The sequence below is a fragment of the Bacillus cereus group sp. BfR-BA-01330 genome (genome assembly GCF_022663885.1).
Classification (GTDB): Bacteria; Bacillota; Bacilli; order Bacillales; family Bacillaceae_G; genus Bacillus_A; species Bacillus_A cereus.
On record NZ_JAKUGK010000010.1, the window covers coordinates 1 to 13,276 of the forward strand.

A 13,276-nucleotide genomic window follows, 5' to 3' on the forward strand; every position below is an offset into this window, starting at 1 on the left:
GCCAGGATCAAACTCTCCAATAAAGTTAGTTTGTCTAGCATCTAAAATAAAAATTGACGTTTCACGTTGTTTGTTTCGTTCAGTTTTCAAAGAACTACTTGGTCGCTCATTCGCGACTTCCTTATGTTAACATCTTCATTTTTCAATGTCAACTAAGTTTTTTAATTTCTTTTTTGTCGTTTTCTGCGTTTCCGCATCAGCGACGGTTATTAATATATCATGCAGTATATACAAGGTCAATACTTTTTATAAAAAAATTTCACATCCCGTTAAAAACTTAAAAACCGCTGTGAAAATCATTATAGCGTCCATTCATTCTTGGCTCCCCTCCTATTCATTTCATATCTTATCTCTTTATCAATTTACATGAGAGTGAAAATTCTAAATTTTATGTTATATTATTAGTATAGGAGCGTGGTGAGAATGAGCATTAAGTATTCAAACAAAATCAATAAAATCCGGACCTTTGCATTAAGTTTAGTATTTATCGGCCTCTTCATTGCATACTTAGGTGTCTTTTTCCGCGAAAACATTATTATTATGACAACGTTTATGATGGTTGGCTTTTTAGCTGTTATCGCTAGCACTGTCGTTTACTTTTGGATTGGTATGTTATCTACTAAGACTATCCAAATTATTTGTCCAAGCTGTGATAAACCAACCAAAATGCTCGGCCGTGTCGATGCATGTATGCACTGCAATCAACCTTTAACACTAGATCGAGATCTAGAAGGAAAAGAATTTGATGAAAAGTATAATAAGAAGAGTTATAAATCATAAGTATCAAGGGAAATACGAATTTGCAACACTACAAACGTTTCAACTCATTAAAAAGTTGATTTCTTAAAAAATCAACTTTTTAATTGTTTTATTAAATTTATTACACCTATTTTTTCGAAATAACAGTAAACATCCCTGTCATATTAGGCGAATAATCTTTAAAATCATATTTTTCGTAGAATGATGTTTTACCTTGCGACGCAAACAAACCAATGAATGCTTTATCTGGAGTATTCCCATTTAAGTATTCTACTAAAGTATTCATTATTTTCTTTCCAATACCATTCTTTTGATAATCTGGATGAACCACTATATCTTGAATATAGAAATAGATAGCCCCATCACCAACAATTCTCCCCATGCCGATGATTTGATTATTATCCTTGACTGTTATACAGTAAATCGAATTTTGAAGTGATATTTCCGCCACCTCAAAGTTCATATAGTTAGTCCATCCCACAGAATCACATAAATATTTATATTCTTCCAATGTTGGAATGTTATTTTTAATCTCATATTTCTTCAAAATGTCCCCTCCAAGAATTCATTTCCACCAATACAAAGTAAATTCGACAAACTTTTATCTAACCCTTCTTACTAACTTAGCACTGTAAATCCCGATTAACCTCACGCTAATCCTTATATAATAAAGAAAGAGGCTGACGTATAGCCGTCAGCCTCTTTCTTTATTATATATTACGCCTTATGACACTCTGGACAAACGCCATAAATTTCTAAGCGATGACTATTGATAACGAAGCCTGTCGTTTTCGCAGCTTCCTCTTCCAGCTTTTCCAAGCCTCCATAAGGAAAATCAACAATCTTACCACATTTTTCGCAAATCACATGATAATGTTGACTTGTAACATAATCAAATCTACTTGAAGCGTCTCCATAAGTTAATTCCTTTACAAGTCCAACCTCTTTAAACACACGTAAGTTATTATAGACAGTTGCAACACTCATATTTGGAAACTTACCTTCTAATGCTTTATAAATATCATCCGCTGTTGGGTGCGTCATTGATTCCACAAGGTACTCTAAAATAGCATGACGCTGTGGAGTAATGCGTACACCCGTATTTTTCAGCATTTCTAGCGCTTCTTTTAATTCTTCTTTGACCACCGTCATGCACCCCGATTCTATACGGATTATTATTTTATAATTCTTATAAAGAGTGTACTCCTTTTCTTATAAATCGTCAATATTTCTACTATAAGTATGTAGTTTATTTTTATATTCAGGACTTGTTTTTATGTATCTCTCCCTTTTTTCTTCATATATTCCATAGAAAAAAGTGCGACATAATCGCACTTGGAATACTATCATCTGAGGAGGTATGCCCTACACTTCCACTTTATGTAAGGCAGTAAAATATGTATAGACACTTGCCTTGTTTCTGCATATTTTATCTCCAATGTAGATTTATTTTATATAAGAAAGAACATCCTCAATATGTCCTTTCACTTTCACTTTACGCCACTCTTTTACAAGTTCACCGTCTTTATTAATAAGGAATGTAGAACGCTCAATTCCCATATACTCTTTCCCAAAGTTCTTTTTTAACTTCCAAACATCGTATAACTCTGCTACTTTATGATCTTCATCTACTAAAAGTGTAAATGGCAATTCATGTTTCTCAATGAATTTCAAATGTCTATTCGCTGAATCAGGACTTACTCCAAGAATAACCGTATCCTTCTCTTGAAATACTCCATACGCATCACGAAAATCACATGCTTCAGTTGTACATCCTGGCGTCATATCTTTCGGATAAAAATAGAGAACTACATTTTTACCGCGGAAATCAGCTAGGCGAACTTCTTCTCCGTTACTTCCCTCTAATGTGAATTCTGGTGCCATTTCTCCTACTGTAATCATAGTTATCACTCCTACTCTTTTCCTTTACTATAACAAATGCTTCCTTATTTTTCATTGTCTATTACAGACCTCATCACAAAAGCAAAAGGGAGTGTATATCCAATTAGCGCTTCTGCGATTGCAATCCATCGCCCAATTCCAATCGGAGATATGTCACCATATCCAACAGACAATAAAGTAACTGCGCTAAAATATAAACAAACTTCGACGAGTTGAAAAGAATGAGCGTTCAAACTTTCTCCGTCCTCTTTCAAAACTGCGAAACCCATTTCCTCTAATACAACGTAACTTAATCCAAATGCGATTAGTACTGTTGTATAGATTAAAAATAATGTGGCCAAATTATAGAGCGAAAAAAAACGCGTTGAATCCGAATAGGAACTCCATAATAATTGGACACTTTTCAAAATAGCGATTGCTGCAATTAATAGAATAAATCCCCATAACATGTCCTCCACCTCATTTTATATGTATGAGGTGGAGAACTGATTTATCCCTTAGAAACGAACAAGCTTCTATAATTAATTACCCGCGCCACGATACCTTTTTACCCCTTGGTTCCAGAGGGTGATTGCAATCGTAAAACAGATAACACCAACAATTGGCGTCGCAAATGCATAACTATTCCATTCTGTTTTTCTTAAAAAGTATGCCGCTGGATATACTCCAACAAACGCAAACGGTAAAACAAACGTTAAAATGAAACGAATTACACGATTATAAATATTAACAGGATAGCGCCCGTAATTACCTATGTTATACATAAGAGGCATAATTGAACTTTTCGCATCCGACCAAAAACCAAGGCTCGCCAGCGTAACAAATATCCCTCCATATACAAGTGCTCCTCCTCCTACCATCAATATAAATAAGAAGAAATCATACCAGTAAAAAGATAATTGTAACTCCACAGCTGCATATCCCATTACAACAATCCCTGTAATAGCTCCAATTAAAGATTCAAGTTCCATTCTTTCTAATATAATTTGAAATAGGCTATGGATCGGCCGCGTTAATACACGATCCATCTCCCCTTTAATAATGTATCGATCATTAAAATCCCATATATTAAAGAAAGCTGAAAAGATGGCAAATGGTACTAAAAAGAAACCATAAATAAAGATTACTTCTTCTCGACTCCATCCCTTCAATGCTTGTGTATGCCCAAATACAACGAGAATAAATATTAAATTAACTGCTTGAAGCGATAAATCAGAAAGTAAACCAACGATAAAATCGCCTCGATACTCCAATTTTGTTTTTATATATTGACTTGCATATTGTAAAAATAAGTTTATATATAGCATCTCATCATCCCCCTTGTACAATTAGACGTTTTCTCGCCGTTCTCCACATGAGTACAATTGGAATAATAAGTACAATCGCCCAAATCACTTGAAATACTAAAGCCTCATACAACTTACTCCCCTGTATACCTTCAGAAAAAATCATACTTGGAATATAACTAATAGCCTGAAACGGTAAAAACATCATTGCTTTTTGGGCCCATAGCGGATAAAAACTAATTGGTAATAATAGACCTGAAAATAAATCAATAACAACGCGTTTTGCATACATAATTCCACTATTATTAAATAGGAAAAACGTAAGCATTCCCGTCATTAAATTAATTTGTGTATTAATAATAAAACTAAATATTAAAGATAAGAAGAAATATAACCAAGTTTGAAAATTTGTTGTAATTTGCAACGAAAATAATAACGTAACGATAACCATGCCTGGAATGGAAAAGAAGGCAAAACGGAATATTCCCTCGCCAAGACCTTGCATAACTTTCATTCCCAAATAGTTATACGGACGAATTAATTCTACAGCCACACGTCCTTCTTGAATCTCCATCGCAATTTCCCTATCTATATTATTAAAATAGAAGGCACGTGCCATCCACGCGATTGCGATATACGTGGTCATTTGCGAAATAGATAAACTTTCAATATTCTCTTTTCCGCTATAAATTGCTTGCCATAAAAAATAGTAAGCACCGATATTAATCGTATAAATTAAAATCCCGCTATAGTAATTTGTACGATACGCAAGCATCATTAAAAAGCGAATTCGAATCATTTCAATATACTTACCCATGCGTAATACCCTCTTCATAAATGTTACGAATAATTTCCTCTGTAGACACTTCGTTAATTTTTAAATCTTTAATTTGAAAGGCTTGTACTACTTTAGAAATAAGCATTGAAATAATAACTTCTTCATTCGGAATTTTTGCAACCCATGCATTTTCCTCTTTTGCTTTCGACCAAACGACATGATTATCTGGCATAACCATTGATAAAGCCTGATAGGAAACTGGTGCAACAAACTGAAAGTGAATTTCCTTCTCCGCTCCCCACTGCGTACGAAGATTATTTAAAGAACCGTCATACATAATATTTCCTTCATCCAGCATGATAACGCGCTCACATAAAGCTTCAATATCAGTAATATCGTGTGTTGTTAATAAAATTGTTGTTTTATAACGTTCATTCATTTCTTTTAAAAATTCACGTATTTTCAATTTCACAAGTACATCTAAACCAATTGTTGGCTCATCTAAAAATAATAACGGTGGATTATGAATTAAGGCTGCCGCTAATTCACAACGCATCCTTTGACCAAGAGATAATTTTCGAACTGGTTTATCTAATAAGGGCCCTATATCTAACGTTTCAATTACGTGCTCCATATGCTCCTTATACTGAGCGTCTGATACACCATACACTTTCTTTAATAAACGAAACGATTCTTGTACTGCAATATCCCACCAAAGTTGCGAACGCTGTCCAAAAACAACACCAATTGTTCTTACAAATTCTTCTCTTTGTTTATGTGGGTTCATTCCATTTACTGTGATTTGCCCTGATGTCGGAGTTAAAATCCCCGTAAGCATTTTAATTGTTGTTGATTTACCAGCACCGTTCTCACCGATATAACCAACCATTTCACCTTGCTTTACAGTAAAAGATACATCATTTACTGCTGGTACTATTTTATAATTACGATTTAATAAATCGCGAAATGCACCCTTTAAGCCCGGACGACTTGAATAGGCTGTAAATTCTTTACGTAACCCTTGTACCTCAATTACCGATTTCATAATCGGACCCCCCTCCTAAATGTCACAACGAATAGTTTACCCAACTGCCTTCGCTATCACAAACAATACGTCTTTTCGAAAAACATGTTAGAATAATACATAGATTTTTGTAAGGAGATGAATTGTAGTGAATTTCACAAAGTCAGAAGCATTACATAAAGAAGCTTTAGAGCATATCGTTGGCGGTGTTAACAGTCCTTCTCGTTCTTTTAAAGCAGTTGGCGGCGGCGCTCCTGTTGCTATGGAACGTGGGAAAGGCGCTTATTTCTGGGATGTAGACGGAAATAAATATATCGATTATTTAGCAGCATACGGTCCTATTATTACTGGACATGCTCATCCGCATATAACAAAAGCAATTACAACAGCTGCTGAAAATGGGGTACTTTATGGAACACCAACAGCGCTAGAGGTAAAATTCGCAAAAATGTTAAAAGAAGCAATGCCTGCATTAGATAAAGTCCGTTTCGTAAACTCTGGTACAGAAGCAGTGATGACAACGATTCGTGTTGCTCGTGCTTATACAGGTCGCACAAAAATCATGAAATTTGCTGGTTGTTACCACGGTCATTCTGATTTAGTACTTGTGGCAGCTGGATCTGGCCCTTCTACTTTAGGAACTCCTGACTCAGCTGGCGTACCACAAAGTATCGCACAAGAAGTTATTACCGTTCCATTTAACAATGTAGAAACTTTAAAAGAAGCTTTAGATAAATGGGGTCATGAAGTAGCAGCTATCCTTGTAGAACCGATCGTTGGAAACTTCGGTATTGTAGAGCCTAAACCTGGATTCCTTGAAAAAGTGAATGAACTTGTTCACGAAGCTGGCGCACTAGTAATTTATGATGAAGTTATTACTGCTTTCCGCTTTATGTACGGCGGTGCTCAAGACTTACTTGGTGTTACACCTGACTTAACAGCGCTTGGTAAAGTTATTGGCGGTGGCTTACCAATCGGTGCTTACGGTGGTAAGAAAGAAATTATGGAACAAGTTGCTCCGCTTGGACCTGCATACCAAGCTGGTACAATGGCAGGAAACCCTGCTTCTATGGCATCAGGTATCGCTTGTCTAGAAGTACTTCAACAAGAAGGGCTTTATGAGAAATTAGATGAACTTGGTGCAATGCTTGAAAAAGGAATTTTAGAGCAAGCAGCGAAACATAATATCGACATTACATTAAATCGTCTAAAAGGGGCTTTAACTGTATACTTCACAACTAATACAATTGAAGATTACGATGCCGCACAAGATACAGACGGTGAAATGTTCGGTAAATTCTTCAAGCTTATGCTTCAAGAAGGAGTTAACTTAGCACCTTCTAAATACGAGGCATGGTTCTTAACTACAGAACATACAAAAGAAGATATTGAATATTCAATCGAAGCTGTCGGCAGAGCATTTGCTGCCCTAGCAGACAATAAATAATCCCGTCATTAAAAGGAAAAAAGAAAGCTCACCTTTCTTTTTTCCTTTTTTCTATTTCATAAATTACGTATTAATAGTATAATTATTCATAATTATCTGTTTTATATTCTTTTACAGCATTACTATCTCTGTGTACAAGGTGATTTGCGCCTTAAATAGTAAGATTATTCTAACTTTTACAAGAGGGGGGATTGACGGATGCTCAATAAAAAAAATACATGGACACCGTCTTTATTTCGAGATTATAGAAATGCAGAACATGATGCGTGTGGAATCGTTTCCATTATGGAGAAACGAAAAATTGCTACAAAAGAAAACATTGACCTTTGCATACAATCACTCGTCAAAATGAATCATAGAGCTGGTTTCATTAATGGCGAGGGCGATGGCATCGGCATTCACATTGATATACCAAAAACACTTTGGAATGAAAAACTAAAAAGTAGCGGATATAATCCAACGATTGTGGATCATCCCCACTTTATCGTTGGACATTTTTTTCTAAATAAAAAAGAAAACATTACTGCCTTAAAAGATTATATTCGTACGCAATTAAACAACAAAAACTTTACTATTATTTTCGAAAGTGACGATGCAACAAACTCAGATGCGCTCGGTCCACTTGGTAAACAAGAAGAACCTTTATTTTGGCAAGTTGCCCTTATCGCAGAAAACGAAATTATAAATATTGAGCAAACATTATTTTCTGTCACAATAAAAATAGAGGAAAACGAAGCAATTCATGTTGCTTCATTAAGTCATGATCATGTTGTATATAAAGTTCTAGGTGCTGGTGATACGCTTGTTGCCTACTATAATGATTTACAACATCCGCTTATCGCTTCAACTATGACATTAGGACATAACCGCTACTCTACTAATACATTATCTAATTTTTTTCGTGTACAACCATTTAGCATTCTCGGACATAATGGTGAAATTAACACAATTGCGAAATTACGCGATCAAGCTGAAATGATTGATGTACCACTTACTGCAGGAGGCAGTGACTCTCAAGATTTAAACCGCACCTTAGAAACCCTACTTGTTCAATACGGCTACAGCTTATTTGAAGCAATGGAAATTCTATTCCCACCAATTATTAATGAAATTAAACTTTATGAAACACCTTTACAAGATTTATATACGTATATACGTGAAGCATGGGGACATTTTGCACAAGGACCAGCTGGCATCATTTCCCGTTTTAAAGATGAAGCTGTTTTCAGCGTTGATTCCCTTGGATTACGCCCAGTATGGAAAGTAGAGACAGAGAGCTCTTATATTTTCTCTTCTGAACCTGGAGTTGTATCACCAACTAAATATGTAGCAGAACCAAAACCACTCGCTCCTGGAGAAAAAGTCGGATTAAAATGGAATGAACAAGATGAACTTGTTCTTTATGAATATGACAAATATCAAATCCAAGTATATAACCGTTTTAAAAAGCGAATTGATACTACCAATTACCATTTAAATTTATCTATCCCTGAAACGAAAAAAATCCAAGGGCTATGTGATTCTGTTCAAGTTGAAACGAAACAATACGTCGCTTTCGGATGGGACCGAGAACATATTCAACTTCTTGAACAGATGGCAACAAAAGGCGTTGAGCCAATACGCTCACTTGGGCATGACTCACCACTTGCCGCACTCGATACTGATAGACGAAATATCGCTGACTTTATTAAAGAAAGTGTAGCTGTTGTTACAAACCCTGCAATTGACCGTGACCGTGAAATTGAACACTTCTCTACACGTACTGTACTTGGAGAGCGTCCAAGTTTATTAAGCGGCGCAAAACGGCCATTTGTAGTTGAAATGCTTTCACCAATTATTTTAGAAGGCAGCGTGGCACAACCTATTGCAGAGGAATTACACACAATTACGTACGAACAACTCATAGAGCTATTTAAGACTCATAACTCTATCGCCACAATCTCTGCTACATTCAGCTCGTCAGAAACTCTGCAATGCGCATTAAGCCGCATTAGTTCTGAAGCGATAGCTGCTGTTAACAATGGCGCTTCCCTACTAGTATTAGATGACGCAAAAGCCCATCTAAATGAACGATTGTGGATTGATCCACATTTAGTTACTGCTAAAGTACATCAAGCATTAAGTGAAAATAAATTACGCCGCAATTGTTCTCTCGTTATACGTTCTGGTGCTCTTCGCTCCTTACATGACATTGTCACGCTATATGGATTAGGAGCAGATGGTATTAATCCATATTTATTATTCGCGACTGTAAATGATGGAACAAAAACACCAATTACGAATCTATATAATGCACTTAATAAAGGATTAGAAAAAGTCATTTCAACAATTGGAATTCATGAGTTACGTGGTTACGGACGTCTCTATTCATCTATTGGATTACATGAAGAAATCGCAAATATATTACAGATTACAAATTTCTTCGGTTCAAATGATTTAGCCTTTTCACTTGAATCACTTGTTGAAGATGCAAAAATACGAGCAGAGGATTATAACAATCCTAAAATTAGAATGCGAAAATCATTTCATATATTCCCGCGAATTTGGAAAGCAATCGGCGATGTTGCAAAAGGAAATTCTTATGATGATTACCGTGACAAGTTAAGTGAACTAGAAGAGAATAATCCAATCGCAATCAGACACCTTGTTCAAACGAAACAAACAAAACATGTCGTTCCAACTGAAGAAGTATCTATCGGCATCAAAAATCATAATCTACCATTTATTATTAGTTCTATGTCATTTGGTTCTCAAAACGAAATTGCCTTTCGCGCATATGCAGAAGCAGCCGATCAGCTAAATATGATTAGCTTGAACGGTGAAGGCGGCGAAATTAAAGATATGATTGGAAAATATCCACATACACGTGGACAACAAGTAGCATCTGGGCGATTTGGAGTAAATGCCGAACTACTAAACTCATCAAACTTAATTGAAATCAAAATCGGTCAAGGCGCAAAGCCTGGGGAAGGTGGGCATTTACCTGGTTCAAAAGTGACAGCCAAAATCGCTGAAGCACGTAATGCGACAATCGGCTCAGATTTAATTTCGCCTTCTAATAACCATGATATTTATTCAATTGAAGATTTAGCTCAAATGATTACAGAAATTAAAACAGCTAATCAACTTGCCAAAGTAGCCGTGAAAGTCCCTGTTGTTCCTAATATCGGAACAATTGCTGTCGGTATCGCCAAAGCTGGCGCTAATTTTATTAACATTAGCGGATTCGATGGCGGAACAGGCGCTGCACGTATTCACGCATTGCAGCATGTAGGTCTCCCTGTAGAAATTGGTGTTAAAGCCGCTCACAACGCTTTATTAGAAGCAAGCATGAGACATAAAGTAGAGATTTGGGCAGATGGTGGTATTCGAAGTGTAAATGATGCCTTGAAAATCATGCTCCTCGGAGCAAACCGTATTGGATTTGGCACACTATCAATGATTGCAATCGGCTGTACTACTTGCCGTGGGTGCCATCTAGATACTTGCCATGTTGGAATTGCGACACAAATCGAGTCTGAAGCACAAGCAAAAGAACATGGGTTACGCCGCTTCGTCCCACGCGAATTAGAAAGCGCAGTTGCTGGCCTGCTAAATTTATTCACCTCTTTCGGTGTAGAACTAAAACGATTAACAGGACAGCTTGGTTATACAAATTTACAAGCAATTGTTGGGCGTTCTGATTTATTAGAGCAAGTTCGAGGCGAAAATTTATTAAACTTACGTAATTTACTACAAATAATAGAACATCCATCTGTTACAACAACAGAAGGCGTACCGGAAAAACAATTTAAGACAGTTCATTCCGCTGACTCAAAAGAATTGGTAGGCGTTGGTGTAGAGCAACGCGTTATGGGTGGTCTAGAATCATGTTATCGCGTTCGCAGTAAACTATATGAAGCTACTCAACTTGAACCACTTACATTAAAGTATACGAATGGTTCTATTCCCGGAAATGGGTTAGGTGCTTACAATAGTGAAAATTTATTTATACACGTAAATGGCGGCGCACAAGATGGCATTGGTAAAACTTCCTTTGGTGGTGGGATTTATATAACGAAATCAAAAGGAAAAGACGGAGTATATTATAACGGTTCTGTCGGAAAAGGATTTGGATATGGTGCACAAAAAGGGGCACTATACGTACAAGGGAACGCTGATGCTCGCGCTGGCATTCGCCTTTCTGGGGCAGACATGATAATTGGAGGTAGAATAACAAAACCACTCCGTGAAAAAGAGCAAGGAAATATAGGTGCATACTCCAATATTAAAGGTTTTGCTTTTGAATATATGACAAACGGGCGAGCGCTTGTTTTAGGTGACCCTGGTCCATGGATTTGCGCTGGCATGACTGGCGGTGTTGTTTATTTGCGTCGTGATTCAAACTTAGGCTTAACAGAACAGGCCTTAAAAAGAAGAATCGCAAAAGGCGCAAATGTTACATTACAACCAATTAGTAAAAATGGTTTGAAAGATGTAACTGAATTATTGCTAGACTATATTCGTGTACTAAACGAGCACGAGCAATATGAGGAAGTTGCTTTGTTAACACCATTATTAGATGATATACAGAACAAGTTTTTTGAGATTATCCCGAAAAAAGAACAGGCAGATCCATCTATCTCAACAGAGTAAAATGAGTAATTTTCATTATTAAGAAAAAATTGACGAAGTACGCTTCTCATAGTAATCTATAGTAACAATTTGAGACCTGCTGAAATTCAGCAGGTTTTTTTACTAAAAACTGATGTTTAAAAGGAATTAGGAAAAATTATAAAGTGAAACTTTAATTAGCCTACACCAATCGGACGTTTACCGGCATCCAGCTTCTGAATTTTGAGGCGTGAATCTTACTACTCACAATTAGCGGGATAAAATGAACACTAATTTCTTTTAACGTCACTAAAATATCACTTGCTAACATATTGTAATGAATGTATAGTATCATGTTGTACATTCATTATGACAAGAGAAAGGATCTTATTAAGGGTATGAAACTTGGTGCTCGCATTTTAAAAACGGGTATTGCCATCACGTTAGCTTTATTTGCTTGTATTTTACTTCAATTACCGAGTCCGGTATTTGCGGGAATTTCAGCTATCTTTGCTGTTCAACCGTCTGTATACCGTTCTTATTTAACAGCACTTGAACAAATTCAAGCAAATGTAATTGGTGCGATATTTGCTATCGCATTTGCTACTGCTTTTGGACATAATCCTTTTATTATTGGATTAACATGTATATTAGTAATTGCTCTTACATTACAATTACGATTAGAAAACACAATATCAATTGCTTTAGTAACAGTTATCGCCATTATGGAGTATCAAGGCGAAGATTTCTTTAGTTTTGCCTTACTTCGATTTGCGACGATTATGATTGGTATTATTGCGGCTTCACTTGTAAATTTAGTATTTATGCCGCCAAAATATGAAACAAAACTTTATCATCGTATCGTTGATAATACAGAAGAAATTGTAAAATGGATTCGAATGAATAGCAGGCAGGCTTCTGATTTTACAACGCTAAAAACTGATATTGATCGTATGAAAGAAAAAATGATCAAACTAAACCATTACTATTTGCTGTATAAAGAAGAAAGAAGCTACACGAAAAAAGTAAAGTTCGCAAAAATTCGTAAGCTCGTTTTATTCAGACAAATGTTAGCGACAACAAGCCGTGCTTTAAGTACGTTAAAATCATTACACCGTACTGAAAATGAACTGCGCTATATGCCGGAAGAATTTCAGGAATCTATCCAAAACGAACTTGACTCATTAACGCATTATCATGAACAAGTTTTATTAAAATTTATTGGTAAAGCAAAAAAACAACAATCAGTCGAAATGCTTGATGAAGTTGAAACAGGTAAACAAGAATTAATTGATATCTTTATGGAATATCAAAATAAAGACGATGAAGAAGCATATAAAACATGGTTACATCTCTTCCCTCTTATTTCTTCCATCATTAACTATAGTGAAGAAGTAGAGCATTTAGATTTGCTTGTAGATAGCTTCTACACATACCATAAACCAGAAAAAGAACTCCAAATCGATGATAAAAAAGAAGACGAATAA

11 protein-coding genes are annotated in these 13,276 nt (G+C 36.0%); 4 read left to right on the forward strand and 7 right to left on the reverse strand.

What is annotated here, in order from left to right:
• Positions 1-423: 423 nt before the first annotated feature.
• Positions 424-780, forward strand: a complete 357-nt coding sequence (locus MR112_RS24620) for a YgzB family protein (protein WP_000025058.1) — start codon at positions 424-426, stop codon at positions 778-780.
• A gap of 106 nt (positions 781-886) precedes the next feature.
• Here MR112_RS24620 and MR112_RS24625 read toward each other — a convergent pair whose 3' ends face one another.
• The 7 genes from MR112_RS24625 to MR112_RS24655 all read right to left on the reverse strand — a co-directional run bounded on the left by MR112_RS24625 (position 887) and on the right by MR112_RS24655 (position 5,770).
• Positions 887-1,306: a GNAT family N-acetyltransferase gene (locus MR112_RS24625; RefSeq protein ID WP_000759735.1), complete on the reverse strand. Its 420-nt coding sequence runs from the start codon at positions 1,304-1,306 to the stop codon at positions 887-889.
• Positions 1,307-1,476: 170 nt separating this feature from the next.
• Positions 1,477-1,905: a peroxide-responsive transcriptional repressor PerR gene (gene perR / locus MR112_RS24630; RefSeq protein ID WP_000237829.1), complete on the reverse strand. Its 429-nt coding sequence runs from the start codon at positions 1,903-1,905 to the stop codon at positions 1,477-1,479.
• 300 nt (positions 1,906-2,205) lie between these two features.
• On the reverse strand, positions 2,206-2,661 hold the full coding sequence (gene bcp, locus MR112_RS24635; protein ID WP_000633710.1) for a thioredoxin-dependent thiol peroxidase: 456 nt from the start codon (positions 2,659-2,661) through the stop codon (positions 2,206-2,208).
• 44 nt (positions 2,662-2,705) lie between these two features.
• On the reverse strand, positions 2,706-3,110 hold the full coding sequence (locus MR112_RS24640) for a potassium channel family protein (RefSeq protein ID WP_000964343.1): 405 nt from the start codon (positions 3,108-3,110) through the stop codon (positions 2,706-2,708).
• Between the two features lie 72 nt (positions 3,111-3,182).
• On the reverse strand, positions 3,183-3,968 hold the full coding sequence (locus MR112_RS24645; protein ID WP_000965773.1) for an ABC transporter permease: 786 nt from the start codon (positions 3,966-3,968) through the stop codon (positions 3,183-3,185).
• Positions 3,969-3,972: 4 nt separating this feature from the next.
• Positions 3,973-4,764 carry an ABC transporter permease gene (locus MR112_RS24650; RefSeq protein ID WP_000521519.1) on the reverse strand — a complete coding sequence of 264 codons (792 nt, stop codon included), beginning with the start codon at positions 4,762-4,764 and terminating at the stop codon, positions 3,973-3,975.
• Complete coding sequence (locus MR112_RS24655; protein ID WP_000843655.1) at positions 4,757-5,770, reverse strand: ABC transporter ATP-binding protein; 1,014 nt, start codon at positions 5,768-5,770, stop codon at positions 4,757-4,759. Before MR112_RS24655 ends, MR112_RS24650 begins: the two co-directional genes overlap by 8 nt.
• Before the next feature lie 127 nt (positions 5,771-5,897).
• Between MR112_RS24655 and hemL the strand changes: the two genes are divergently transcribed.
• From hemL to MR112_RS24670, 3 genes are all read left to right on the forward strand, one after another.
• A complete protein-coding gene (gene hemL, locus MR112_RS24660; RefSeq protein ID WP_242245523.1) occupies positions 5,898-7,196 on the forward strand; it encodes a glutamate-1-semialdehyde-2,1-aminomutase in 1,299 nt (432 codons plus the stop codon).
• 198 nt (positions 7,197-7,394) lie between these two features.
• Positions 7,395-11,831: a glutamate synthase-related protein gene (locus MR112_RS24665; protein ID WP_242245524.1), complete on the forward strand. Its 4,437-nt coding sequence runs from the start codon at positions 7,395-7,397 to the stop codon at positions 11,829-11,831.
• Positions 11,832-12,187: 356 nt separating this feature from the next.
• A complete protein-coding gene (locus MR112_RS24670) occupies positions 12,188-13,276 on the forward strand; it encodes an aromatic acid exporter family protein (RefSeq protein WP_000765787.1) in 1,089 nt (362 codons plus the stop codon).

Bases quoted from the DNA above. Each gene is read 5' to 3' on its own strand.
- MR112_RS24655 (WP_000843655.1), bottom strand. From the start codon at position 5,770: ATGAAATCGGTAATTGAGGTACAAGGGTTACGTAAAGAATTTACAGCC.
- MR112_RS24670 (WP_000765787.1), top strand. From the start codon at position 12,188: ATGAAACTTGGTGCTCGCATTTTAAAAACGGGTATTGCCATCACGTTA.
- MR112_RS24650 (WP_000521519.1), bottom strand. From the start codon at position 4,764: ATGGGTAAGTATATTGAAATGATTCGAATTCGCTTTTTAATGATGCTT.
- MR112_RS24620 (WP_000025058.1), top strand. From the start codon at position 424: ATGAGCATTAAGTATTCAAACAAAATCAATAAAATCCGGACCTTTGCA.
- MR112_RS24665 (WP_242245524.1), top strand. From the start codon at position 7,395: ATGCTCAATAAAAAAAATACATGGACACCGTCTTTATTTCGAGATTAT.
- MR112_RS24640 (WP_000964343.1), bottom strand. From the start codon at position 3,110: ATGTTATGGGGATTTATTCTATTAATTGCAGCAATCGCTATTTTGAAA.
- MR112_RS24645 (WP_000965773.1), bottom strand. From the start codon at position 3,968: ATGCTATATATAAACTTATTTTTACAATATGCAAGTCAATATATAAAA.
- bcp (WP_000633710.1), bottom strand. From the start codon at position 2,661: ATGATTACAGTAGGAGAAATGGCACCAGAATTCACATTAGAGGGAAGT.